At 65.7% G+C, this 22165-nt stretch carries 25 protein-coding genes and 2 tRNA genes; 18 read left to right on the top strand and 9 right to left on the bottom strand.

Annotation, left to right across the window (positions count from 1 at the left end):
- Window positions 1-259: 259 nt before the first annotated feature.
- Both K2Y56_RS00595 and K2Y56_RS00590 read left to right on the top strand, forming a co-directional pair.
- Window positions 260-336: transfer RNA gene (locus K2Y56_RS00595), tRNA-Asp, on the top strand.
- Between the two features lie 123 nt (window positions 337-459).
- Window positions 460-954: a CAP domain-containing protein gene (locus K2Y56_RS00590; RefSeq protein WP_292503710.1), complete on the top strand. Its 495-nt coding sequence runs from the start codon at window positions 460-462 to the stop codon at window positions 952-954.
- A gap of 5 nt (window positions 955-959) precedes the next feature.
- Here the strand turns inward: K2Y56_RS00590 and K2Y56_RS00585 are convergent, their stop codons facing one another.
- Both K2Y56_RS00585 and K2Y56_RS00580 read right to left on the bottom strand, forming a co-directional pair.
- Window positions 960-2072 carry an NAD(P)/FAD-dependent oxidoreductase gene (locus K2Y56_RS00585; protein WP_292503707.1) on the bottom strand — a complete coding sequence of 371 codons (1113 nt, stop codon included), beginning with the start codon at window positions 2070-2072 and terminating at the stop codon, window positions 960-962.
- Window positions 2073-2107: 35 nt separating this feature from the next.
- Window positions 2108-2183, bottom strand: a tRNA-Val gene (locus tag K2Y56_RS00580).
- Between the two features lie 95 nt (window positions 2184-2278).
- Between K2Y56_RS00580 and K2Y56_RS00575 the strand changes: the two genes are divergently transcribed.
- Entirely contained in the window at window positions 2279-2488 is a 210-nt protein-coding gene (locus tag K2Y56_RS00575; protein ID WP_292503703.1) for a hypothetical protein, read from the top strand.
- Window positions 2476-2658 (top strand): DUF3606 domain-containing protein, encoded by a 183-nt coding sequence (locus K2Y56_RS00570; protein ID WP_292503701.1) that lies wholly within the window; start codon window positions 2476-2478, stop codon window positions 2656-2658. The genes K2Y56_RS00575 and K2Y56_RS00570 overlap by 13 nt, the downstream gene beginning before the upstream one ends.
- 38 nt (window positions 2659-2696) lie before the next feature.
- On the opposite strand, the gene K2Y56_RS00565 is transcribed toward K2Y56_RS00570, so the two are convergent.
- Window positions 2697-2972: a hypothetical protein gene (locus K2Y56_RS00565; protein WP_292503736.1), complete on the bottom strand. Its 276-nt coding sequence runs from the start codon at window positions 2970-2972 to the stop codon at window positions 2697-2699.
- Between the two features lie 189 nt (window positions 2973-3161).
- On the opposite strand from K2Y56_RS00565, the gene K2Y56_RS00560 reads away from it, so the two are divergent.
- The 4 genes from K2Y56_RS00560 to K2Y56_RS00545 all read left to right on the top strand — a co-directional run bounded on the left by K2Y56_RS00560 (window position 3162) and on the right by K2Y56_RS00545 (window position 5225).
- Window positions 3162-3398 (top strand): hypothetical protein, encoded by a 237-nt coding sequence (locus K2Y56_RS00560; RefSeq protein ID WP_292503698.1) that lies wholly within the window; start codon window positions 3162-3164, stop codon window positions 3396-3398.
- Window positions 3399-3473: 75 nt separating this feature from the next.
- On the top strand, window positions 3474-3773 hold the full coding sequence (locus K2Y56_RS00555; RefSeq protein ID WP_292503695.1) for a hypothetical protein: 300 nt from the start codon (window positions 3474-3476) through the stop codon (window positions 3771-3773).
- Window positions 3774-4012: 239 nt separating this feature from the next.
- Window positions 4013-4582, top strand: coding sequence for an ATP-dependent Clp protease proteolytic subunit (locus K2Y56_RS00550; RefSeq protein ID WP_292503693.1), 570 nt, complete (start codon window positions 4013-4015; stop codon window positions 4580-4582).
- Window positions 4583-4814: 232 nt separating this feature from the next.
- Window positions 4815-5225 (top strand): EF-hand domain-containing protein, encoded by a 411-nt coding sequence (locus K2Y56_RS00545; RefSeq protein ID WP_292503733.1) that lies wholly within the window; start codon window positions 4815-4817, stop codon window positions 5223-5225.
- Here the strand turns inward: K2Y56_RS00545 and K2Y56_RS00540 are convergent.
- Genes K2Y56_RS00540 through cyoA form a run of 5 tightly spaced genes read right to left on the bottom strand, consistent with a single transcriptional unit; the run spans window position 5218 to window position 10244 of the window.
- Entirely contained in the window at window positions 5218-6009 is a 792-nt protein-coding gene (locus K2Y56_RS00540) for an SURF1 family protein (RefSeq protein WP_292503691.1), read from the bottom strand. The genes K2Y56_RS00545 and K2Y56_RS00540 overlap by 8 nt on opposite strands.
- Window positions 6010-6019: 10 nt before the next feature.
- Complete coding sequence (gene cyoD, locus K2Y56_RS00535) at window positions 6020-6415, bottom strand: cytochrome o ubiquinol oxidase subunit IV (RefSeq protein ID WP_292503688.1); 396 nt, start codon at window positions 6413-6415, stop codon at window positions 6020-6022.
- Entirely contained in the window at window positions 6412-7041 is a 630-nt protein-coding gene (gene cyoC, locus K2Y56_RS00530) for a cytochrome o ubiquinol oxidase subunit III (RefSeq protein WP_292503687.1), read from the bottom strand. Before cyoC ends, cyoD begins: the two co-directional genes overlap by 4 nt.
- A 5-nt stretch (window positions 7042-7046) precedes the next feature.
- Window positions 7047-9053, bottom strand: a complete 2007-nt coding sequence (cyoB, locus tag K2Y56_RS00525) for a cytochrome o ubiquinol oxidase subunit I (protein WP_292503686.1) — start codon at window positions 9051-9053, stop codon at window positions 7047-7049.
- Between the two features lie 27 nt (window positions 9054-9080).
- Window positions 9081-10244, bottom strand: coding sequence for a ubiquinol oxidase subunit II (cyoA, locus tag K2Y56_RS00520; RefSeq protein ID WP_292503685.1), 1164 nt, complete (start codon window positions 10242-10244; stop codon window positions 9081-9083).
- Between the two features lie 416 nt (window positions 10245-10660).
- Here cyoA and K2Y56_RS00515 point away from each other — a divergent pair, with 416 nt between their 5' ends.
- Window positions 10661-11995: an MFS transporter gene (locus K2Y56_RS00515; protein WP_292503684.1), complete on the top strand. Its 1335-nt coding sequence runs from the start codon at window positions 10661-10663 to the stop codon at window positions 11993-11995.
- A 7-nt stretch (window positions 11996-12002) separates the two neighbouring features.
- Here the strand turns inward: K2Y56_RS00515 and K2Y56_RS00510 are convergent, their stop codons facing one another.
- Window positions 12003-13295, bottom strand: coding sequence for an ArgE/DapE family deacylase (locus K2Y56_RS00510; RefSeq protein WP_292503682.1), 1293 nt, complete (start codon window positions 13293-13295; stop codon window positions 12003-12005).
- Between the two features lie 170 nt (window positions 13296-13465).
- Between K2Y56_RS00510 and K2Y56_RS00505 the strand changes: the two genes are divergently transcribed.
- From K2Y56_RS00505 to K2Y56_RS00465, 9 genes are all read left to right on the top strand, one after another.
- Window positions 13466-13768 (top strand): hypothetical protein, encoded by a 303-nt coding sequence (locus tag K2Y56_RS00505; RefSeq protein ID WP_292503680.1) that lies wholly within the window; start codon window positions 13466-13468, stop codon window positions 13766-13768.
- A gap of 72 nt (window positions 13769-13840) precedes the next feature.
- Complete coding sequence (locus K2Y56_RS00500; RefSeq protein WP_292503678.1) at window positions 13841-14050, top strand: DUF3606 domain-containing protein; 210 nt, start codon at window positions 13841-13843, stop codon at window positions 14048-14050.
- 124 nt (window positions 14051-14174) lie between these two features.
- Entirely contained in the window at window positions 14175-14606 is a 432-nt protein-coding gene (locus K2Y56_RS00495) for a hypothetical protein (protein WP_292503676.1), read from the top strand.
- A 96-nt stretch (window positions 14607-14702) separates the two neighbouring features.
- Window positions 14703-16406 carry an HlyD family efflux transporter periplasmic adaptor subunit gene (locus tag K2Y56_RS00490; protein ID WP_292503675.1) on the top strand — a complete coding sequence of 568 codons (1704 nt, stop codon included), beginning with the start codon at window positions 14703-14705 and terminating at the stop codon, window positions 16404-16406.
- A 3-nt stretch (window positions 16407-16409) separates the two neighbouring features.
- The gene (locus tag K2Y56_RS00485; protein WP_292503672.1) at window positions 16410-19535 is read left to right on the top strand and encodes an efflux RND transporter permease subunit; all 3126 of its coding nucleotides are present in this window, start codon (window positions 16410-16412) and stop codon (window positions 19533-19535) included.
- A gap of 29 nt (window positions 19536-19564) precedes the next feature.
- Window positions 19565-19936 carry a hypothetical protein gene (locus K2Y56_RS00480; RefSeq protein WP_292503670.1) on the top strand — a complete coding sequence of 124 codons (372 nt, stop codon included), beginning with the start codon at window positions 19565-19567 and terminating at the stop codon, window positions 19934-19936.
- A 150-nt stretch (window positions 19937-20086) separates the two neighbouring features.
- Window positions 20087-20479 carry a DUF305 domain-containing protein gene (locus K2Y56_RS00475; protein ID WP_292503668.1) on the top strand — a complete coding sequence of 131 codons (393 nt, stop codon included), beginning with the start codon at window positions 20087-20089 and terminating at the stop codon, window positions 20477-20479.
- A gap of 95 nt (window positions 20480-20574) precedes the next feature.
- Window positions 20575-21321, top strand: coding sequence for a PIG-L deacetylase family protein (locus K2Y56_RS00470; protein ID WP_292503667.1), 747 nt, complete (start codon window positions 20575-20577; stop codon window positions 21319-21321).
- Window positions 21318-22163, top strand: coding sequence for a galactosyltransferase-related protein (locus K2Y56_RS00465; protein ID WP_292503664.1), 846 nt, complete (start codon window positions 21318-21320; stop codon window positions 22161-22163). The genes K2Y56_RS00470 and K2Y56_RS00465 overlap by 4 nt, the downstream gene beginning before the upstream one ends.
- Window positions 22164-22165 lie beyond the last annotated feature (2 nt).

Raw genomic sequence — 22165 nt, 5'->3', positions numbered from 1 at the left:
CGCTTAGACGAGCGTCATGGGTGAAACAAGGGCGTCATGCGCCACACAAAATTGCTTATGACCGGTAGGTATGATCGCCGGAGGCAGCCGCAACACGACGGATGGGCGCAGGGGGTCCGGGTGAGGTTCTTTGGCCGCCACGATTCCGAGGCGAGGCGCCGACCATGAACTTCAAACAGAGCCTGTTCCTGTGCTTGACAGCCTTCAGCCCCGTCCCTAAACCCCGCCTCGTCGCCGCCCGATTTCGGCGGAACGCCACGCGGGCGTAGCTCAGTTGGTTAGAGTGCCGGCCTGTCACGCCGGAGGTCGCGGGTTCGAGCCCCGTCGCCCGCGCCATGGACATCTATACCCCGACAGCCTGTTCGAGCCTTCGGAAACCGTCCGATGGCGGCACGCCGCCCTGCTTTTGCCGCATGGGCGGGGCGAGAGGACGTCATGCATCCTCTTTCGGCAGTCGATATGAACCTCCGTCACATTCGCTCTATCCTCGCGATGACGATCGTCCTGGCCTTGTCGGGCTGTGGGACCCCTTCGATCCTCACCGAACCCGCCAATCCGACCAGCGCCGTTATCCTCGACGAGCGAGCGGCGGCCGCGGCGATCTCTCAGTATCGAGCACGCCACGGCCTCGGGCCGGTGGCGGTCGATACCAGCCTGACCCGGGCTGCGGAAGCCCAGGCCAGGGTCAACGCCCAGGCCGGCCGACTCAGCCACGACCTCGGCGGGGCGTTCACGTCCCGCATGGCCGCGGCCGGGTACGGCAGGGCTCACGCTGCCGAAAATCTCGGTGCCGGCGCCGCCACCTTCGAAGAGGCACTCGCTCGCTGGAAAGCCTCGACCGAGCACAACAAGAACATGCTGATCCCGCAACTCAGCCGGATCGGCATCGCCCGCGTCGATGCGCCGGGCTCGCGCTACAAGCGCTTCTGGGCCTTGGTTCTCGCCAGCGGCTGAGCGGATCAGGCTTCCGCCAGGAGCCTCGCCACCCTGTCGCCGAGGTCGAGGGAGGCGGTCAGCCCGGGGCTCTCGATGCCGAGCAGGTTGACGAGGCCGGGTATGCCGTGGGTCTCTGGCCCCTGGATCAGAAAGTCCCGCGCCGGCTCGCCTCTCGCGGCAAGCTTGGGGCGGATGCCGGCATAGCCCGGCTGGATCGTCCCATCCGGCAGATCGGGCCAGTAACGGCGCACCGCATCATAGAACCCGGAGGCGCGCGCCGGATCGACGTCGTAGTCGAGGTTGTCGGTCCATTCGACGTCGGGTCCGAAGCGGAGCTGCCCGCCGAGATCGAGGGTGATGTGGACCCCGAGGCCCGCCGCCTCGGGGACGGGATAGACGAGGTGGCGGAACGGCGAGCGGCCCGAATAGGTGAAGTAATTGCCTTTCGCATAGGAAAGGCGCGGCACCTGCCCTGCAGGAAATCCCGAGAGGGCGCGGAGCAGCCGATCGGAACGCAGACCGGCGCATGTCACCAAGGACCGCGCGAGAAAACTCGTCTCGGCGCCGTCGCCTCCACGCGTGCGGAGCCCGATGCCATCCGCCAAAATCTCCCCGCCGAGGACCGAAGTCTCCAGGGCGATCATTCCGCCCGCGTCTTCGAGATCGCCCCGCAGGGACAACATGTAGGCGTGGGAATCGATGATCCCCGTCTCCCTCGAGAACAGGGCCTTCCGGCATCGAAGAGCCGGTTCGAGCCCAGTCACCGCCTCGGCGTCCATCCATTCCAAACCCTCGACGCCGTTGGCGACACCGTTGGTCAGCAAGGCTTCGAGTCTGGCGACCTCTTCTTCGTCGCAGGCGACGATCAGCTTTCCGCAGCGTCGATGGGCGATGGCCCTCTCGGTGCAGTAGGCGTAGAGCGCGTGCCGCCCGCTCAGGCAACTCTCGGCCTTCAGGCTGCCAGGCGGGTAGTAGAGACCGGCATGGATGACTTCGCTGTTGCGCGAGGAGGTCTCGGTGCCGATCGATCCGGCGGCCTCGATGACGACCACATCTCGCCCGGCGCGAGCCAAGGCCCGGGCACAGGCAAGGCCGACGACCCCAGCGCCCACGACGATGCAGTCTATGGTCTCCATGGGGTCGATGCTCTCGTGAGCGCGGCCGTAGGATCTGGTGGGCGGTGAGGGACTCGAACCCCCGACCCTCTCCGTGTAAAGGAGACGCTCTACCAACTGAGCTAACCGCCCGGACCGTCCGGGCGTCGTACCGGATGCAGGCGAGGCGGTGCAAGCCCCCGCTACGAATCCGGACGTCCGGGCTCATGACATACAGGATGATGTCGATGGCGACGCCCAGGGACCTCAAGGTCCAGATGGCAGCCGAAACGCGGGCACGCGAACGGGCACAGGCCCTCGCCAAAGCCGAAGCAGCGCGTGCAGCACGCGCCGAATCCGCGCTCGCCGACATGACGGCGGATCGCGATCGGTGGAAGGCCCGGGCGCAAGCATTCGAGCCACAGGCAGTTTCAGGAAGCGAATCGTGGCAGGGCTGAAGGATAAGCGCGGCTTCATCGACAAGGACCGCATCGACCTGTCCGAGAGGAAGGCGGTCGAGTATTGGATGAAGCGCTGGGGCGTAACCCAGGATCAGATCGTCAGCGCCCACCGCAAGGTCGGCCGCATGGTCAAGGACATCGCGACCGAACTTGGCAAGAAGCGCTGACTCGGAGCGCTGAGATCGGACCGTCCGACGGGTCAGAGTCAGTAGGGAGTGCCGTAAAAGGGTACGGCTCGCGGGACGCCACGATCGTAGCGGACCGGCCGATCGTAACGGCCTTCATACGCGCCGAGATACGGGTCGAGGCCCGGATCGCGATAGTTGCCGTTGTTAACGCCGGCCGACCGGTCGTTGCCGCTCAGGGCCGAGTAGGGCGAAAGGCCGCTTCCTCCACCGCCTCCGCCGCCGCCGCGCGCGAAAGCAGGCGTTGAGAGTGCCGCCACGATCGCCGTAGCGAGGACCAGCCGGTTTTGGATCATCATCGTGACCACCTTCACGAATTCGGAGGCTTGCGATCAAACCCAGGCAAAGGATGCCGGTTCCAAATCGCCAGCGGATGTTCGGGGTCGCGAAGCATCCCTACCACCAACGTGGCACGAGGCGTGCTGGAAGCATTCGCAGCTGGATGGTGACCGGAGGGTGAGCTGAGCAGCATCGGCATCTCCGCCGTGGATCTCGACCGGCCGGCGCTTCTCACCATCTGGCCACTCTGCGACATCACTGCGAAAGGTGTCGAGCCGCAGGAGGTGTCGAGTCTGCGCGCAGCTTTTGCGGAAGCGTTTTTCGCGCTGCGTGGCGGGACGGGCTCGCCCTGGATCATCACCGATAGCGGCCTCATCCTCACCCCTTCGAGTCTGGTGGCGCTCATGGCTCATTCCGACGAGTTCGATTCGACGTCGATTTAACTCGACCCTAACCATTGGTGGTCATCGATCCTCGACGAGATCCGAGCCTGCCACCCGTTAGGTCGAGGAGCAAAGATGTTCTTGCTCATGTTTGCCGCGATCGGCGGAGGTCTGGCGACGGCGTCGATCCTGTCGCCTTTCGGAGGCGTCGTTGCAGCGCTCTCCGCGCCTCTGGGCGGAAGCCTCTGCGCCGTCCTGGCGGCGATCCATCTCACCCGCCGCTCGACGCACGAATCGGACGCGAATTGGGACATCGACACGCAGACCGATGCGATGGTGGCGTCTCTGCGCGATCTTGCCGCTCAATCGGCCAAGCCCGAACTCGAAGCTGGCCCCGAAGCCGCCGAAGAGCCGAAGCGCGCGCATAGGGCCTGACTATCGATCGGCTGATACGGCCGATCCGAATTCGGCCATCGATCCAAGTCGCTTTCGCCGACCGTGGTCGCGTGATCTCGCCACGGCGACAGGGTGCTCGACGTAAGCTCGCCGAAACCCACCTGCGGGCAGTTTCCTGGAGCCTCATCTGCCCCGCACAGAACGATGCGCCGGCAAGAGCGGCTGCGCAGAGGCAGGAATCTTGCTGCGTCCGCCTTTCGAGGGGCTCGGGGGTTCCGATGGACCACGCACCACTGACCAAGTCGGCCTTCCGCTCACCGGCGATCCTGCTTTCGGGGCCGGTGAACGACGACATGTACCGTGAATTCAGGCGCCAACTCGACGCCACGTCCGAGCGTGCCGTGGTCGTCATCGAGCTGTCGACCCTCGGCGGCGACCCGGAAGTAGCCCGAATGATGGGCGAGGACATTCGCTTCCATAGCGAGCTCGAACCCGGTCGCCGGTTCGCCTTCCTCGGCAAGGCTGCGATCTATTCCGCCGGCACCACCTTCATGAGCTTCTTCGCACGTCGCAACCGCTACCTTACGCGAGGGACGCGGCTGATGATCCACCAGCGGAAACTGTCGAAGGAGCTGAGGATCAATGGCCCTCTCACGACCTGCATCGCCACGGTAACCGCAACCCTGCACGAGATCGAAGCCTCCATTGCGATTCAGAACGAAGGTTTCGCCAACCTGATCGCCGGCTCCGAGGTGACGATGGACGAGGTCCTCCAGCGGGCGCCGTCGAACTGGTACATCGAGGCGGAAGAAGCCCGGGCGCTGGGTTTGATTGAAGCGGTGCTCTGAGCGGCGATCTGCACGGTCGAGATGGTCGGCAAGCCATCCCTCCTACTCCGCGAGCAAGGCTTTGAGACGATTGATGCATCCATTGAAGCAGGGCCGAGTTCAGGACAGGGCTCGAAATCAACAAATTATCCGGCTGCGCAGCACAGTGCGCCGCAACATCACACTTGGTGAAATCAGATGACACATGATAGATCGGAGAGCCCAAAACAGAGGCGGAGTTTCTAGAATGACGATGGTATTTCGTATTTCTACTGCAGTCGCAGCATTGGTCCTGACTGCTCCGATAACGGTGCTCCCGGCCGCGGCGAAGCCCGCCGGCCCGTCCAAGGTCATCGCGATGGTCGATACCGACAACGACGGAACGATCGATCTGAAGGAAGTCACCGCCGTCGCCAGCGCGGCCTTCGACAAGCTCGAGAAGGATGCCGACGGCACCCTCGATGCCAAGGAGCTCAAAGGCCGGATCAGCAAGGCCAGCCTGAAGGCCGCCGATCCGGATTCGGACGGCACCCTCGACAAGAAGGAATATCTCGCGGTCGTCGAAAGCCTGTTCAAGGCCGCCGATCCCGACAACGATGGCACTCTGGAAGCCAAGGAGCTCAAGAGCAAGGCCGGCAAGAGCCTGACCGCTCTGCTCAAGTAAGCTCTTCCGGCACCGGCGCCACTTGGCTCCGGTGCCGCACTCGTCCGACGCGACGCACCTCGCGAACGACGACCCAGGCGGCTCCGACGACCATCAGTGCGAGTGCGTACCACGTCGCCGCATAGACGAGGTGATTGTTCGAGAAGCTGACGACGGTGAGGCCGCCCACCGGCATGCGACCCTTTTCGGTGTCCGCATCGGCGTCGATGAAGTACGGCGCCATCTCGCGAAGTCCCTTCGCTGCCGCGATCGCCGCGACATCTCGCGAGTACCATCGACCGGCCTCAGCATCGTTTCGGCGCAGGAAGCCGCCGCCAGGCTCGCTCATGCGCAGCAGACCGGTGACCACCGCATTTTCCGGTTTGCGCGGGCGCGTGGCCGGATCGCGTCGCTCAGGCGGGACAAATCCGCGATTGATCAACACCGTCGTGCCATCCGCCTGACGCAGGGGCGTCATCACCCAATAGCCACCGCCGAGATCGGTGACGGCCTGGACCAGCGTCTCGCGGTCGTCCAGAAAGATCCCTTCGGCACGGACGCGCCGATACTCGTCGGCTGCGGCATTCACGGCCGCCCAATCCGCCCTGGCAGGAGGTGCCTCCGGCGTGGCGCCTATCCGGGCCTCAACCCTCGCGATGAGATCCCGCTTCCAGTCGAGGCGCTGCACCTGCCAGGTTCCGAGACCGAGGAAGGTTGCGAAGGCGAGGAGCAGGCCGAGCCCCAGAAGCGCGGTTCTTAGCCGAGAGAGTCGGTGTCCAGCATAGCCGGGGAGCGGTGCCTCCACCCAAGATGCCTCAGTGCATGTGCTTCTTCATATCCTCAACCGACATCGGCATCATATTCACGTTGAGGTGGTGCATGACCCAGAGCGAGCCGACCAGGGTGATGATCACGACGGTCGAGGTGAAGATCAGCGCCAGCACCGTCCAGCCGCCCTCGGCGCGAGTGTTCATGTGCAGAAAGTAGATCATGTGCACCACGACCTGCACCATGGCGAAAGCCATGACCACGATGCCGGTCACGCGGGAATCGCCGAGGACGTCTCCCATCACCAGCCAGAACGGGATTGCGGTGAGGATGGCGGCGAGAACGAAGCCGGTGACGTAGCCCTTGAAGGTGCCGTGAGGCTCGTCCTCGACCGAGTCCTTTCCGTGGGCCTCGACGGACTGCGCGGAGGTGGTCGAACTCATCGCAAGGTCCCCATCAGGTAGACGAAGCTGAACACGCCGATCCAGATCACGTCGAGGAAGTGCCAGAACATCGACAGACACATCAGCCGGCGCTTGTTGTCCTCCTGGAGGCCACGCTGGGCGACCTGAACCATCAGGACCGCGAGCCAGACGATGCCGACGGAGACGTGCAGCCCGTGGGTCCCGACGAGCACGAAGAAGGACGACAGGAAGGCGCTGCGCTGGGGCGTCGCGCCCTCATGGATCAGATGGCTGAACTCGTAGAGTTCGAGCGCCACGAAGGCGATGCCGAAGAGACCCGTGACGGCGAGCCAGAGCAGGGTCGCGCCGCGTCTCTCCTTCGCCATCTCCAGCATGGCAAAGCCATAGGTGATCGAGGAGAACAGGAGCATCGCGGTGTTGAGCGCGACGAGCTTGAGGTCGAAGAGATCCGCCGGCGACGGCCCAGCGGCGTAGTTTCGCCCGACCACCGCATGCGTGGCGAACAGAACCGCGAAGATGAGGCAGTCGCTCATCAGGTAGAGCCAGAACCCGATCAGGGTCGCCGGCGCATGAGGATGATCCTCGGTCTCGTAGAACCGAAGAGCTTCTTCGCGATCGGCGGTGGCGTCGGCTTGAGTTGCCATGTTGCTCACGCCTGTGCCGCGGCGAGCATGCGGGTGTGCTGCGCCTCGACGCTCACCACCGTCTCGGCCGGAATGGTGGTGTCGCGGTTGTAGTTGAAGGTGTGAACGATCGCTACGACCACGATTCCCGTGATGGCGAGTGCCGCCAGCGGCCACATGTACCAGATGACCGCGAAGGAGAAGACCGTGCTCAGGGCGCCGAGGATCACGCCCGTGCCGGTGTTCTTGGGCATGTGGATCGACCTGTAGCCCTCACGCGGGCGCTCGTATCCGCGTCGCTTCATGTCCCACCACGCGTCGTAGTCATGGATCACCGGCGTGAAGGCGAAGTTGTAGTCGGGCGGCGGCGAGGAGGTCGACCATTCGAGGGTCCGCCCGTGCCATGGATCGCCGCTGACGTCCCGCAGCTCCTCACGGCGGCGGTAGCTGACGAACAGCGTCATCATGAAGGACAGGATACCGAACAGGATCAGCACCGCGCCAAGGCCCGCGATGACGAACCAGACCTGCAGCGAGGGATCCTCGATCCGGTTGAGCCGGCGCGTCACGCCCATCAGGCCGAGCAGGTAGAGCGGCATGAAGGCGACGTAGAAGCCGCTGAGCCAGAACCAGAACGACACCTTCCCCCAGAACGGATCGAGCTTGTATCCGAAAGCCTTGGGGTACCAGTAGGTGATGCCGGCAAACATCCCGAAGAGCACGCCGCCGATGATGACGTTGTGGAAGTGGGCGACCAGGAACAGGCTGTTGTGGAGCACGAAGTCGGCCGGCGGCACCGCGAGAAGCACGCCGGTCATGCCGCCGATGACGAAGGTCACCATGAAGCCGAGCGTCCACAGCATCGGCACCTCGAACCGGATGCGGCCGCGATACATCGTGAACAGCCAGTTGAAGATCTTGGCGCCCGTCGGGATCGAGATGATCATCGTGGTGATCCCGAAGAACGAGTTTACCGACGCGCCCGAGCCCATCGTGAAGAAGTGGTGCAGCCACACGAGGTAGGCGAGGATGGTGATGACCACGAGGGCGTAGACCATCGAGGCGTAGCCGAAGAGGCGCTTCGACGAATAGGTCGAGACGATCTCGGAGAAGACTCCGAAGGCCGGAAGGATCAGGATGTAGACTTCGGGATGGCCCCAGATCCAGATCAGGTTCACGTACATCATCGGGTTGCCGCCGAGATCGTTCGTGAAGAAGTGGGTGCCGACGTAGCGGTCCATCGACAGGAGCGCGAGGACGGCCGTGAGGATCGGGAAGGCGGCGACGATCAGCACGTTGGTGCAGAGCGCCGACCACACGAAGATCGGCATCTTCATCATGGTCATGCCCGGCGCGCGCATCTTGATGATGGTCGCGATCAGGTTGATGCCCGACAGCAATGTCCCGATGCCGGCAATCTGCAACGCCCAGATGTAATAGTCGACCCCGACGCCGGGACTGTATTCCGCGCCCGAGAGCGGCGGCATGGCGAGCCAGCCGGTGCGGGCGAACTCGCCGACGAACAGCGACACCATGACGGTCGCCGCGCCGCTGACCGTCATCCAGAAGCTGAAATTGTTGAGGAACGGGAAGGCGACGTCGCGCGCGCCGATCTGCAGCGGGACGACGTAGTTCATCAGTCCCGTGACGAGCGGCATCGCCACGAAGAAGATCATGATCACGCCGTGCGCCGTGAAGATCTGGTCATAATGGTGCGGCGGGAGGTAGCCTTCGTTGGCCCCGAACGCGATGGCCTGCTGGCTGCGCATCAGGAGCGCGTCGGAGAAGCCGCGCAGCAGCATCACCAGGGCGAGGATGATGTACATGATGCCGATCTTCTTGTGATCGACGCTCGTGAACCACTCGCGCCAGAGCACGCCCCAGAATCGAAAATACGTGATCGCGCCGAGGAGCGCCGTGCCGCCGAGTACGACGCCGATGAAGGTCACGATCAGGATCGGGTCATGCAGGGGGATGGCGTCCCAGGTCAGGCGCCCGAAGACGAGCTTCTGAAGGTCGGGATTGGAGAACATGCGCTGGGCCAGTTCTTTCTCGTCGGGTCAGTTGTTCAATTGAGCGGGTGCTGACCCGCCATGGTCGTGATGTCCGTGTCCCTTGTGCGGATCGGCCTTGCTCGGCTCCTCGCGCGAGCCGCCGGACTTCACGCCCTCCGGTTTCTCGTCGCTCCTTGATTCGCGCCCCGAAGCCGGGAAGGTCGCACCCGGCGCCTCGTCGCCCTGCTGGCCATGACGGTTGTCGTATTCGAGTCGTGTCCGGTTCGCCTGGCTATTCTTGCCAGCACCTCCCCTGGCGTCGATGTTCATCATCTCGCTCATGCACATCTTGCCCGGGTAGGCGCACATATTGAGGATCGCCTTGTACAGACCGGGATCGACGGTGCCGAAGTAGCGCACCGGCTCAGCTTCGCTCGGCTTCTCGAGGGCGATGTACTCCTCGCGGCCAAGGGGCTTGCCTTCGGACTTGATCTTGCCGACCCACCTGTCGAATTCGCTCCTGTCGGCCAGCCCGTGGAACTTGAAGTTCATCTTCGAGAAGCCCGAGCCGCTGTAGTTTCCCGAGAAGCCGTTGAAGACGCCCGGCTTGTTGATCACGGCGTGAAGCTTCGTCTCCATGCCGGCCATGGTGTAGATCTGGCCGGCCAGCGCCGGGATGAAGAACGTGTTCATGACGCTCGCCGAAGTGAGCTTGAAATTGATCGGCACGTCCACGGGCGCGGCGAGTTCGTTCACGGTGGCGATGCCCTGGTCGGGGTAGAAGAACAGCCACTTCCAATCGAGGGCGACGACCTCGACGGTGATCGGCTTCACGTCGGCGGGGATCGGCCGGTTGCGGTCGAGCCTACCGAGTGGCCTGTACGGATCGAGGAGGTGGGTGCTGATCCAGGTCAGCGCGCCGAGGGCGATCACGATGGCGAGCGGCGCCGCCCAGATCACGACCTCGAGCTGCGTCGAGTGGTGCCAGTCGGGATCGTAGGTCGCCTCGGTATTCGTATGACGGTAGCGCCAGGCGAAGAGCAGCGTCAGCGCGATCACCGGGACGATGATGAGGAGCATCAACCCCGTCGAGGCGAGAATGAGGTCGCGCTGCTGCACCGCGACGTCGCCTGACGGGTTCATCGACACCACGTTGCAGCCTGAAAGCAGACCGCCGAACACAACCGCGAGCGGTGCCAAAATGATCGCGCGGGAGAGGCGGGACGGCATCCGATCTGGAATCATCATCGAAGACAAGGCCGGCATCCGAGCGAGGGCGGGATCGGCTTCTCGCCCTTGCGGGCCTACCGATGCAGATGGCGTTCTCCCGCGCTGCAACAACCTTTTGCGCCGTTTTCGGACCGCGTGTCGCAGCCGGTCACGACGCTCCGGAATGCCCGCGCGACGTCGCTTTACTCCTGCGGGGAAGGCGCCGCGTCAACTGGTCCGGTTACATCCCAACCGTGCAGCCGATGCCGGAGCGGCCATCCGTCGGAAAAGATTTCCCGTACCCGGTCGACCTCCACGCTTCACCCCGCCGCATCGGCCTGCGCTTTGACGCCAGGCCCGGGTTGATCATATCTCACCACCATGGGGTGCGAGGCGGGTGCCCATCACGGATCAGCATGGAGCGACGCGTCTTTCCGATGAGTTCAGATCAGGCGCTCCCCAACTCCCGCGCCCTCGAGCGCGACGCGCATCTCGCGATGAGCGAGCACAAGGTCGCGCCGAGCGAGATCGCCATCGGCGTGGTGATCGGCCGGATGTCGGAATATTTCGACTTCTTCGTCTTCGGCATCGGCTCGGTTCTGGTGTTTCCGAAGGTGTTCTTCCCCTTCCTCGAACCGCTCCAGGCAACGCTTGCCTCCTTCGCCATCTTCGCGCTCGCCTTCGTCGCCCGTCCTCTCGGCACGATCCTGTTCATGGAGATCGGCCGCCGCCACGGCCGCTTTGTCAAGCTGACCATCGCGCTGTTCCTGCTCGGCGGTTCGACGGCGGCGGTGAGCTTCCTTCCGAGCTACGAGACGATCGGCATTGCTTCGATCCTCCTCCTCGCCGCCTTCCGGATCGGCCAGGGTCTGGCGCTCGGCGGCGCCTGGGACGGGCTCGCCTCCCTGCTGGCGCTCAATGCGCCCAAGGAGCATCGCGGCTGGTACGCGATGATCCCGCAGACCGGGGCACCGCTCGGGTTCATGCTGGCGAGCCTCCTGTTCGCGTTCTTCCTCATGAACCTCTCGACGGACGACTTCGTCGATTGGGGCTGGCGCTACCCGTTCTACGTCGCATTCGCGGTGAACGTCGTCGCCCTGTTCGCGCGGCTTCGCCTCATCGCCACCGAGGATTTCACCATGCTCCTCGACCAGAGCGAGCTGCGGCCGGCTCCGATCGCCGAGGTGGTCGGCGTCAACGGGCGGGTCATCCTCATCGGCGCCTTCGTGCCGCTGGCGAGCTTTGCGTTGTTCCACCTCGTCACGGTGTTTCCGATCAGCTGGATCGTGCTCTACACCCAGCGCTCCGCGGGCGAGTTCCTGATGGTCCAGTTCGTCGGCGCGATGGTCTGCCTCGGCGCGATCATCGCCTCCGGGCTGATCGCCGACCAGATTGGACGCCGTCGCCTGCTGGAAGTCGCCGCCGGCCTCGTCGCGTTGTTCGCCCTGGCGAGCATCGTGGCTCCGATCCTGTTCGACGAATCCGCGATCGGACAGACCATCTACGTCATCGTCGGCTTCGCCCTGCTCGGCCTGTCCTACGGTCAGAGCACCGGGGCGGCGACCTCGAACTTCGCGCAGCGCTATCGCTATACCGGTGCGGCGCTGACCTCCGACCTCGCATGGTTGATCGGAGCAGGCTTCGCGCCCCTCGTGGCGCTGAGCCTGTCGAGCAAGTTCGGCCTCGCCTGCGTCGGCGTCTACCTGCTCTCGGGCGCTGCCTGCACCCTCATGGCGGTCCGCTTCAACACGCCGGAGATGCGCCAGGCCTGACTCATGGTCACCGCGTCGGCACCGCCTCGGTGCCGCACCAATCGGCGACGAACAACGCCATGGCGGTGGTCACGCGCTGGAGCGAGGACAGGCTGACGCGCTCGTCGAAGCCGTGGATGTTCTCGGCGATCGGCCCGTAGCACAGGGCCGGCACGCGGTCGTATAGGGCATGCACCCTGGCATCGAGGTAGCAGGGCATGGTCACATCCTGCAGCGCCTCGCCCATCGCGGTTCTGTGTGCCTCGGCGAGGGCCGCCTCTGCCGTCGATCCTTGTTCGAGGACGTAGCCCTCGGAGAAGAACCCGTCGAAGGTCACCTGGGGCGGTGAGTGAGACAGGAATGGGTCCGAGCGCGCGAAGGCGTCGATGCAGGCTTCGACCTCGCGGGCGGCCTCCGCCGCAGCCACGCCCGGATAGATCGCGAGGCGGCAGGCGGCCCGGCACCAGGCCGGCACCGACGAGGTCCAGTCCCCACCCTCGATCCGGCCGACATTGAGGTTGATCGGGTGAGCGAGACCCGCAAAATGCGAATGGGCCCTACGGCGTTCGTTCCAGGCGGTCTCCAGCGCGCGCAGGGCTGAGACGACGCGGTAGACCGCATCGATCGCGTTGGCCCCGTCCCCCATGGCACGGACATGGACCGGCCGCCCCCGAACCTCCACCGTGAACCAGAGCACGCCGGTATTGGCCCGGACCAGCCGCTCGTCCATCGGCTCGGGGATCAGCACGGCGTCGGCGCTGTAGCCCGCGAGATGAGCCATCAGGGCGCCGTTGCCGGTGGATTCTTCCTCGATCACCGATTGGATGGTCACTGGGGCAGCAGGCTGCAGGCCGAGCCGTCTTAAGGCGTCGAGGGCGAAGAGATTGGCAGCATGGCCGGCCTTCATGTCGGCGGCGCCGCGCCCATAGAGCCAATCGCCGTCGATCACAGGCTCGAAGGGCGGACGGGTCCAGAGGTCCGCCGGCCCCGGCGGCACCACGTCGACGTGCCCTTGCAGGATCAGCGACCGCCCAGCGTGGCTTTGAGGCCGATGCAGCCCCACGACAATGGGCGCGTCGGAATGATCCGGAGTGATCGCGCCGCCGCCGGGATGTGCCGCGATCGCGGCGGCATCGATGGCGAACCGCTCCACTGCATAGCCTCGCTCCGCCAGGGTCTCAGCGACGAAATCCTGCACGTCGTGCTCTGCGCCCCTGGTAGAGGCGAACCTAACGAGCGCCTGGGTATGAGCAATCTGTCCGTCGAACCCTTGGGCGACCGAAGCAGCGATCTCGGCGAAAAGCCCCTCATCACGCTTCATAGCGCCACCTTGTCCATCGCCTTCCTCGCCGGGTGCTCAGACGAAGCAACTGCCATCGGTTTCGCAATTTTCGGCCGTTCCGGCGGGTACGATGAGCGTCGTCGGGTTGAACATAAGTAAGTCGGAGGCCGTTGAGACCGGTAGCGAAACGAAAATCCCGGAGGAAACCCATGACGACCAGGACACTCGCCCTCGCAGCCTGCTTTGCTTTGGCCCTGACCGGCGCGGCTCTGGCCCAAACTCCCGCGGGCGGCGGCAGCGCCGAGGGTAACGTGAACAATCCCGGAAGCATCAAGAGCAACAGCGAGAAGGCAATGGAGCGCAGCACCGGATCGGCGACGATGCCGGGCGCGACAACAGGTTCCACGACCGCCAACCCGGCCATGGTGCCGCCCGGTGCCGGACCTGCCGGAACCGGCATGGCGCCCGGCACCGGTGGAACCGCAGGTGGACCGGCCGGCACCAATCGCTGAGGGTCAAGCGAGACGAAGGGGGTCGGGCGTTTGCCCGGTCCCTTTCCTTTTCCAGTTCTGCACGGGGCCGCGATGAGTGACGAGCCTTCCTCCAGCGAAGCGGGCGGCGATCCCACCACGGTAAACATTTCCGAGCCGTGGACGAGGGCCTATTGGGCACGACGGTTCGAGGTGCCGGTCGAGCGCCTGGAAGCCGCCGTAGAAGCGGTCGGCCCGGAACCCGCAAAGGTCGCTGCGGAACTGGGCCTTCCCTGGCCCTTCGAGAAGACGGGCATCGTCTGATACGTTCCCGGGTATCATGAGTCGGGTTGCCGATAGGGATCGTCGTTAACCCGCCCGTGAGGTTGTCTTGGGGGCCATACCGATCCCACTTCCGGGTGCGGCGAACATCGTGTATCGAAACGGCATGGCTACCGAGCGGCACATCTTGCGCCTGCTGCTGGCAGCGATCGTCATGATCGCCGCCTACATGATGCCGTCTGTCGCCAGCGCCCACGAGGGACATGGCGCCAAGGGCCATGGCAGCCACCACTCGCACCAAGTCCATGACCTGAAACCGTCCGGATCGACTGAGGTGGCGACGACATCGGCGATGTCATCGGTGCGACCCGCTGCTGCCGTCATGGCGCCCGAAACGACCGAAGCTTGTTCCCCACGATGCCTCGCCTGTACCGGTTGCAGCGTGATAGGCTGCTGCGGTACGGCGGTCATCCTGGCATTTTCGGGTGGCCTTCCTCTGCGCATCGGCCATGCTGTCGTGTTGATCGCCGCGACCTCACCGACGCCATCGGGGATCGGACCCGAGGCGCTGGCCGAACCGCCGAGATCCCACGCGTAACGACCGCGCATCGCTTGCGATGCGCGCGAGACGGAAGGCATCCACGAAGAAGGGTGAGCTTCCAGTCCTTCGTTGGCGCAGGGATGGTTCCTTATCATGTCGATCCGATTTTCCGTCGCTGTCGCGGCGGCTCTGGTTACGGCCGCTTTGGCGCTGCCCGCCCGCGCTCATGAGGGGCATGATCACGGAGAGAAACCACCGCCTGTCTCGACGTCGCTCGCCCCGCGCGGCGAGGCTGCATCCGAGCATTTCGAGCTCGTCGCCGTCGCGGACGGCAGCCGCCTGATCCTCCATATCGATCGCTTCCGCACAAACGAGCCGGTGCGTGCGGCGAGCCTCGTCGTGGAAACGGTCGACGGACCGGTTACCGCTACGCCGGCCGGGGACGGCAGCTACCATGTCGCCGCGCCCTGGCTCGCGAAGGGCGGGCATCACGACCTGGTCGTCTCGATCACGGACGGAGCCGAAGCGGACATCCTCAGTCTCGACATCGACGTGCCGGCGCCGACGGCCTCTCCGGTGGCGGCAACCGATCGCGTCGCGACCTTCCAGGCCATCGCGTCAGACTTCGGCGCGCGCCTCTCCAGGCTCGACCCCATCATCGTCGCCGCGTCCGGCGGCTTCCTCCTCGGCCTCGTCGCGATGCGGCTCGGGCGCCGAAGCGGTGTGGCCGCAGCGGCCGTGTTGGCTCTCGCCGTGATGATCATGGCCGGTTCGTCGGCCTTCGCCCATGGCGATCATGCCGGCGACGAGAAGCCGATCCAGGGCGCAGCCCTATCCCCGCCGCGCGGCGCGTCAGGCGATCTCGCCCAACGCCTACCGGATGGCGCCGTCTTCGTGCCGAAACCGACGCAGCACCTCCTCGTTCTGCGTACCTCCCTGACGGAGCAGGCCAGTCACCGCCGCACCCTCGAACTGCCGGGGCGGGTCATCCCAGATCCGAATGCCAGCGGCATCGTCCAGAGCTCGGTCGGCGGGCGCCTCGGGCCGCCGGCATCGGGAATCTTCCCGCGTCTCGGGACACCCGTTCGCAAGGGCGACGTCCTCGCGACTGTGACGCCGCCGATCCAGGCGGTGGACATGTCGGACATGCGCCAGACCCAAGGGCAGATCGACCAGCAGCTCGCCATCGTCGCGCGTAGGGTCGAGCGGTTCACCAAGCTCGCCACCACGGGCGCGGTCGCTCAGACGCAGCTCGACGATGCTGTCGCCGAACTCAAGGGCCTGCAGGAGCGACGCGCCTCCCTCGACCTGACGCGCCGTGAGCCGGAAGCGCTGGTGGCACCAGTGGACGGCATCATCGCCCAGGCGGGCGCGGTCGCCGGCCAGATGGCCGCGCCGGGCACCATCCTGTTCCAGGTCGTCGATCCAAAACGCCTCTGGGTCGAGGCCCTGAGCTTCGACACCCTGACGGCGGCGCAGGATGCGAGCGCCCGCCTCGCGGACGGGCGCAGCCTCGCCCTCGCCTATCAGGGCTCCGGCCTCATCGACCGCAACCAGGCGGTGCCGGTGCAGTTCGCTGTCTCGGGCGAGACCGCCGAGGTCAGGGTCGGCCAGTTCGTCACCGTGCTGGCCGCCACCGATACGGCCCGCGATGGCCTCGCTTTGCCGCGCTCTGCTGTGGTGCGCAGCGCCAACGGGCAGGACGTGGTCTACGAGCATGTCTCGGCCGAGCGATTCGTCGCGCGGCCCGTCCGGATAGAGCCCCTCGATGGATCGCGCATCCTCATCGCCGAGGGCATCGGACCGGGAAAACGAATCGTCGTTCAGGGCTCCGAACTCCTCGACCAGGTGCGCTGAGCCATGTTCGCGCTCCTCGTCTCGCAATCCCTGCGCAACCGTCTCCTAGTCCTCGCTATCGCGGCCGTCCTGGTTCTCTACGGCGGCTTTACCGTGACCCGCCTGCCGGTCGATGTCTTTCCCGACCTCAACCGCCCCACCGTCACCATCATGACGGAAGCCGAGGGGCTGGCGCCGCCGGAGGTCGAGCAGCTCGTCACCTACCCGATCGAGACCCGGATGAACGGCCTGCCCGGCGTCACCCGGGTGCGCTCGGTCTCGGGCGTCGGATTGTCGGTGATCTATGTCGAATTCGCCTGGGATACGGACATCTATCGCAACCGCCAGCAGGTCGCCGAGCGCCTCAGCCTCGTGAAGGACCAGCTTCCGCTCGGCGCCTCGCCGCAGATGGGGCCGGTCTCCTCGATCATGGGCCAGATCCTGCTCGTGGCAATGACCTCGGACACGGCGACGCCGATGGCGGTCCGCGAGGCCGCCGACTTCACCCTCCGGCCGCGTCTTCTCACCATTCCGGGCGTGGCCCAGGTGATCCCGATCGGCGGCGAGGTGCGGCAGTTCCGGGTCGCGCCGAACCTTGCCGCCATGCGGGCGCTCGGGGTCACCCTCGCGCAGGTAGAGGCGGCGCTCGCGCAGTTCGGCACCAATGCTGGCGGCGGCTTCACCGACCAGTACGCCCGCGAGTACCTGATCCGGAACATCGGCCGGACCATGAGCCTCGACGATCTGCGCGGCATCGTCGTCGCCACCGTGGCCGGAGCGCCGGTGACCTTGCGGCAGGTCGCCGAGGTCGGCTTCTCCGCCAAGGTGAAGCGCGGCGACGGCGGCTACGGAGGCAAGCCCGCCGTCGTCGTCTCCGTGGAGAAGCAGCCCGATATCGACACGGTGCGGCTCACCCGGGAGATCGAGCAGGCCCTGAAGGAGGTCACCGCGACCCTGCCGGGCATCAGGGCGGATCAGATCCTGTTCCGGCAGGCGGACTTCATCGAGCGCTCCATCGCCAACGTGAAGACCGTGCTCGTCGAAGCGATCGTCGTGGTGGCGATCGTGCTGTTCGCCTTTCTCCTCAACATCCGCACCACGGCGATCTCGCTCACCGCGATCCCCGTATCCATCCTGGCCACCGCGGTGGTGTTCCACTTCGCCGGCCTGTCGATCAACACGATGACGCTCGGCGGCCTCGCCATCGCCATCGGCGAACTCGTCGATGACGCCGTGGTCGATGTCGAGAACATCGTGCGGCGGCTCAGCGAGAACCGGGCCGCGGGCTCGCCGCGCTCGACCTTCGACGTCGTCGTCTCGGCCTCGAACGAAGTCCGCTCCGGGATCGTCTACGCGACGATGATCATCGTCCTCGTCTTCGTGCCGCTCTTTGCCCTGTCGGGGATCGAGAGCCGGCTGTTCGCGCCGCTCGGCCAGGCCTACATCGTCGCCATCCTCGCAAGCCTCGTCGTCTCCGTCACCCTGACGCCGGTGCTGGCCTATTGGCTGCTGCCGGGACTGAAGAGCCTCGACCAGCACGAGAGCGGTCTGATCCGGCATCTCAAGACGGGGAATGCCTCACTCCTCGCCGTCGCTTTGCGCCACCAGCGCCTCGTCGTCATCGGCGTCGGGCTGGCGGTGATCGGGGCCGGGGTCGCGGCGACGGGCCTGCCGCGCGCCTTCCTGCCGCCCTTCAACGAGGGTTCCTTCACCGTCACCGCCACCTTCAATCCCGGCATCTCGCTTGCGGAGAGCAGCCGCGTCGGCGCCATCGCCGAAGGGCTCTTGATGCAGATCCCCGAGGTGAAGGCCGTGGGCCGGCGCACCGGCCGGGCCGAGCTCGACGAGCATGCCGAGGGGGTCCATTCCTCCGACCTCGAAGTGGAGCTGAAGGGCACCGGCCGGGGCAAGGACGCCCTCGTGGCCGAGATCCGCCAGCGCCTCGCCGTGCTGCCGCTCTCGGTCAATGTCGGCCAGCCAATCTCGCACCGGCTCGATCACATGCTCTCAGGCGTCAGGGCAGAACTTGCCCTGAAGGTGTTCGGTGACGACCTCAACACCCTTCGCCGGGTCGCTGAGGACCTTCGTGGACGGATGGCGGGCATTCCAGGCCTTGCCGACCTGCAGGTGGAGAAGCAGGTCCGCATTCCTCAACTCGAGGTCCGGGTCGACTATACCCGCGCCGCCCTCTACGGCGTCCAGCCGGCCGCCATCGTCGAGCAGATGAGCCGCCTATCCAACGGCCGCGTGGTCTCGACCATAGTGGACGGCTACCGCCGCTTCGATGTGGTTCTGCGCCTGCCAGAGGGCCAGCGCACCACCGTCGGGCTCGGCGACCTCCTCATCGAGACGCCGTCGGGCTGGGTCCCGGCCCGGCAGATCGCAGACATCCGCGAGACCGACGGGCCGAACCAGATCCTCCGCGAGAATGCTAGGCGGCGCATCGTCGTCCAGGCCAACACCGACGGGCTGAGCGATACCGCGACGATCGTCGCGGCGATCCGCGCGGCCATCGACGAGGCGAAGCTGCCCGCCGGCATTACGGCGAGGCTCGAAGGCACCTTCCAGGCCCAGGAGGATGCGAGCCGCACCATCGCGCTCCTCTCCTGCCTGTCCCTCGCCCTGGTCTTCGCCCTGCTCTACAGCCGCTATCGCTCCGGAGCCTTGGCGCTGATCATCATGGCCAACGTGCCGCTCGCCCTCATCGGCAGCGTCGCCGCGCTCTGGATTGCCGGACAACCGCTCTCGGTCGCCTCGATGATAGGCTTCATCACGCTCACGGGTATCGTCGCCCGCAACGGCATCCTGAAGGTCAGCCATATCCTCAACCTGGCGCTTCAGGAGGGGATCCCGTTCGGGCGCGATCTCGTCATTCGCGGCAGCCTCGAACGGCTGATTCCAGTGCTGATGACCGCGCTCTCGGCCGGCGTTGCTCTGGTGCCGCTGCTCATCGATGCGGAGGCGCCCGGCAAGGAGATCCTCCATCCCGTCGCCGTGACGATCTTCGGCGGGCTCGTGAGCGCCACCCTCCTCGACATGGTGCTGACGCCGCTCCTCGTCCTGCGGTTCGGCGCCGCCCCCCTCGAACGCCTGCACGCCGCTCGCGACGAGAAGACCTCATTCACCCCGCAGACGGCGGAAGCGGTCTGACAGCCTCGCAGCCGACAAGGAAAGCGCTCATGTTTCTCGCAAAACTGCTCATCGCCTCCAGCCTCTTCGGTGCAGCGCCGGCCCTCGCCCAGCACGCCCACGAACCCGGACCCAATGGCGGCCGGGTCGAGGAAGGCAGCGGATACCATATCGAATTGGTGACGAAGGCCGATCGCCTCGACGTCTACATCACCAACACCGCCTACGAGCCGGTTCCGGCCACAGGCTATAGCGGCAGCGCGATCTTCGTGATCGCCGGCAAGCCGGCCCGCATCGCTCTCGTACCGGCCGAGGGCAACCGCCTCACGGGGCGGAGCGAAGCCCCCGTCGCCAAGGATGCCAAGGGTGCGATCCGCCTGACGAAGCCGGACGGCACCACGGCCAGTATCTCTTTCCACTGAAGGTTATTGGCGCATCGCACCGGTTGTTCGCCCTGTGATCCGATCAAACCCATCATACGGGGCTGCGGAGAAGAACCCGGGAACCATGGCCGACGGGGCGATGAGGTCGGCTGGAAATGATACGTGCTCTGATTGGAAAGGAAGCCGCGAATGAAGGCCAAAATCGCCTCAACGTTCTTGATCGGTACAGCCATCGTCCTGTCTTTTAGCTCCCCCTCATCCATCCTTGCGCAGGGGACGCATCACGGCCACGGCGGCATGCACGACCACGGGCCGAAAGCCGGCGACACTCCCGCGACCAAGGCGTTCAAGGAGGCCGATGCGGCCATGATGCGCGACATGGCGGTGCCCTATACGGGCGACCCGGACGTCGATTTCCGCACCCACATGATCCCCCACCATCTCGGCGCAGTCGCCATGGCGAGGGTGGCGCTCGCGCATGCCAAGGATGCCCAGACCAAGGCGATGGCTCAGAAGATCATCGACGACCAGGAGAGGGAGATCGCCGAGATGAGAGCTTGGCTAAAGGCCAAGGGACGTTAGTCGCCATCTGCATCGGTTCCACCCGCGTTCAGACTGTTCGGCCTATCGCAACTCTCGAACCGATCCCACTTCGCCACACCAAGAGACTCTGACCGATGCAGGCCGCAGCCTTCCTCGCCGCCGCCGCCGCTTTGCCCGTGGCCGACCTCGACGCGATCAGCCGCCGTGGCCTCGTCGTGGTCGCTCCCCATGCCGATGACGAGAGTCTCGGCTGCGGCGGCCTCATCGCCGAGGCAGCGGCCCGGGGCCGTGACGTCCGGGTAGTGATCGTCAGCGACGGCTGCGGTTCGCATACCCATTCCAAGGAATATCCGCCCGTGCGGCTGCGGGCGTTGCGCGAGACCGAAGCTCAGGACGCCGTCGAGATCCTCGGCCTCTCCCGTGGGGCAGTGAGCTTCCTGCGCCTGCCCGATGCCGGGGTGCCGAGTTCGGGACCTGACGCGGAAGCGGCGGCCGAAGTCATCGCTGGGGCGGCGAGGTCCTGCGACGCCGACGCCATCTGCGTAACGTGGGGCCACGACCCCCATTGCGACCACCAAGCTTCCGCCGCCATCACGACCCTGGCGCAGATGCTGGTGCCGGAGGCTTCTCTGTTTGCCTACCCGGTCTGGGGCTGGACGCTGCCGGCGGACATGGAGGTCGGCGAGTCGCCACAGGGCTTCCGGCTCGATGTCGGCGCGCATCGCGAGGCCAAGCGCCGCGCGATCCTGGCGCATCGCTCGCAGACGAGCGGCTTCATCGCCGACGATCCAACCGGATTCCGTTTGGCTCCCGAGATGATCGACCGCTTCGTCGGCTCCGACGAGATCTTCGTGACGATGGCATCGGGGACCAGCCGGTGAGCGCCACCGTCATCACCCTCAACAAAGGACGCGACGACCATCTCGGGCGCCTGCTCGAAGGCCTGTCGCGGGGTGTGCATCCGGCCGAATGTATCGTGGTGGAGATGGGGAGCGCCCCTGCGCCGCTGCTCGACCCCGGCTTTCCCGTCCGCCGGGTCGATCTTGCGAGCGAGGGCCTTCCGCTCGCCCGTGCCCGAAATGCCGGGCGCCATGCAGCGCGGACCGAGAACCTGATTTTCCTCGACGTTGATTGCCTCCCTTCAGCCGACCTCGTCGCCAGCCTCGATTCCGACCTCGACGCCGCCGACGGATTGATCTGCTGCGAGGTGCGCTACCTTCCGGCTGGCGCCGTGACTGAAGGCTGGACCGAAGATGGCCTGAGGAGCGCTGGCCTGACCCATCCCGTTCGGCATTTCCCCAAGAACGGCCTCACACGCACGGACAATCCCGGACTGTTCTGGTCCCTCGCGTTCGGTGTGCGGGCGACGACCTTCGACCGGCTCGGAGGCTTCGACGAAAGCTTCGACGGCTACGGCGCCGAGGATACCGACCTTGCCTTCCGGGCCGACGCTGCCGGCATCCCGATCCTGTTCAGCGCCCGCGGTGGCGCCTATCACCAGTTCCATCAGGCCTACGACCCGCCGCTGCAGCATTTCGCCGACATCGTCCGCAATGCCCGGCGCTTCCACGCCCGCCATGGCATCTGGCCGATGGACGGATGGCTCGATGCCTTCGCCAGGATGGGCCTTTCGACGGAGCGTGGAAAGGATATCGAGGTGCTGCGCCAGCCGACGCCGGAGGAGATCGCGGCGGCCAAGCTGCCGACGGACCGGCCGTTCTGAGC

It is taken from the genome of Methylobacterium sp. (genome assembly GCF_019745455.1).
In the GTDB taxonomy this organism is placed as follows: Bacteria; Pseudomonadota; Alphaproteobacteria; order Rhizobiales; family Beijerinckiaceae; genus Methylobacterium.
Note: the sequence above shows the minus strand (reverse complement) of the source record. Positions and strands in the feature narration are given on the sequence as shown.

Coding starts and splice junctions, on each gene's coding strand:
- K2Y56_RS00470 (WP_292503667.1), top strand. CDS start 20,575: ATGCAGGCCGCAGCCTTCCTCGCCGCCGCCGCCGCTTTGCCCGTGGCC.
- K2Y56_RS00585 (WP_292503707.1), bottom strand. CDS start 2,072: ATGGAGACCATAGACTGCATCGTCGTGGGCGCTGGGGTCGTCGGCCTT.
- K2Y56_RS00590 (WP_292503710.1), top strand. CDS start 460: ATGAACCTCCGTCACATTCGCTCTATCCTCGCGATGACGATCGTCCTG.
- K2Y56_RS00490 (WP_292503675.1), top strand. CDS start 14,703: ATGTCGATCCGATTTTCCGTCGCTGTCGCGGCGGCTCTGGTTACGGCC.
- K2Y56_RS00510 (WP_292503682.1), bottom strand. CDS start 13,295: ATGAAGCGTGATGAGGGGCTTTTCGCCGAGATCGCTGCTTCGGTCGCC.
- K2Y56_RS00565 (WP_292503736.1), bottom strand. CDS start 2,972: ATGATCCAAAACCGGCTGGTCCTCGCTACGGCGATCGTGGCGGCACTC.
- cyoB (WP_292503686.1), bottom strand. CDS start 9,053: ATGTTCTCCAATCCCGACCTTCAGAAGCTCGTCTTCGGGCGCCTGACC.
- K2Y56_RS00505 (WP_292503680.1), top strand. CDS start 13,466: ATGACGACCAGGACACTCGCCCTCGCAGCCTGCTTTGCTTTGGCCCTG.
- K2Y56_RS00485 (WP_292503672.1), top strand. CDS start 16,410: ATGTTCGCGCTCCTCGTCTCGCAATCCCTGCGCAACCGTCTCCTAGTC.
- cyoD (WP_292503688.1), bottom strand. CDS start 6,415: ATGAGTTCGACCACCTCCGCGCAGTCCGTCGAGGCCCACGGAAAGGAC.
- K2Y56_RS00500 (WP_292503678.1), top strand. CDS start 13,841: ATGAGTGACGAGCCTTCCTCCAGCGAAGCGGGCGGCGATCCCACCACG.
- K2Y56_RS00550 (WP_292503693.1), top strand. CDS start 4,013: ATGGACCACGCACCACTGACCAAGTCGGCCTTCCGCTCACCGGCGATC.
- K2Y56_RS00495 (WP_292503676.1), top strand. CDS start 14,175: ATGGCTACCGAGCGGCACATCTTGCGCCTGCTGCTGGCAGCGATCGTC.
- K2Y56_RS00515 (WP_292503684.1), top strand. CDS start 10,661: ATGAGTTCAGATCAGGCGCTCCCCAACTCCCGCGCCCTCGAGCGCGAC.
- cyoA (WP_292503685.1), bottom strand. CDS start 10,244: ATGCCGTCCCGCCTCTCCCGCGCGATCATTTTGGCACCGCTCGCGGTT.
- cyoC (WP_292503687.1), bottom strand. CDS start 7,041: ATGGCAACTCAAGCCGACGCCACCGCCGATCGCGAAGAAGCTCTTCGG.
- K2Y56_RS00475 (WP_292503668.1), top strand. CDS start 20,087: ATGAAGGCCAAAATCGCCTCAACGTTCTTGATCGGTACAGCCATCGTC.
- K2Y56_RS00545 (WP_292503733.1), top strand. CDS start 4,815: ATGGTATTTCGTATTTCTACTGCAGTCGCAGCATTGGTCCTGACTGCT.
- K2Y56_RS00575 (WP_292503703.1), top strand. CDS start 2,279: ATGGCGACGCCCAGGGACCTCAAGGTCCAGATGGCAGCCGAAACGCGG.
- K2Y56_RS00480 (WP_292503670.1), top strand. CDS start 19,565: ATGTTTCTCGCAAAACTGCTCATCGCCTCCAGCCTCTTCGGTGCAGCG.
- K2Y56_RS00555 (WP_292503695.1), top strand. CDS start 3,474: ATGTTCTTGCTCATGTTTGCCGCGATCGGCGGAGGTCTGGCGACGGCG.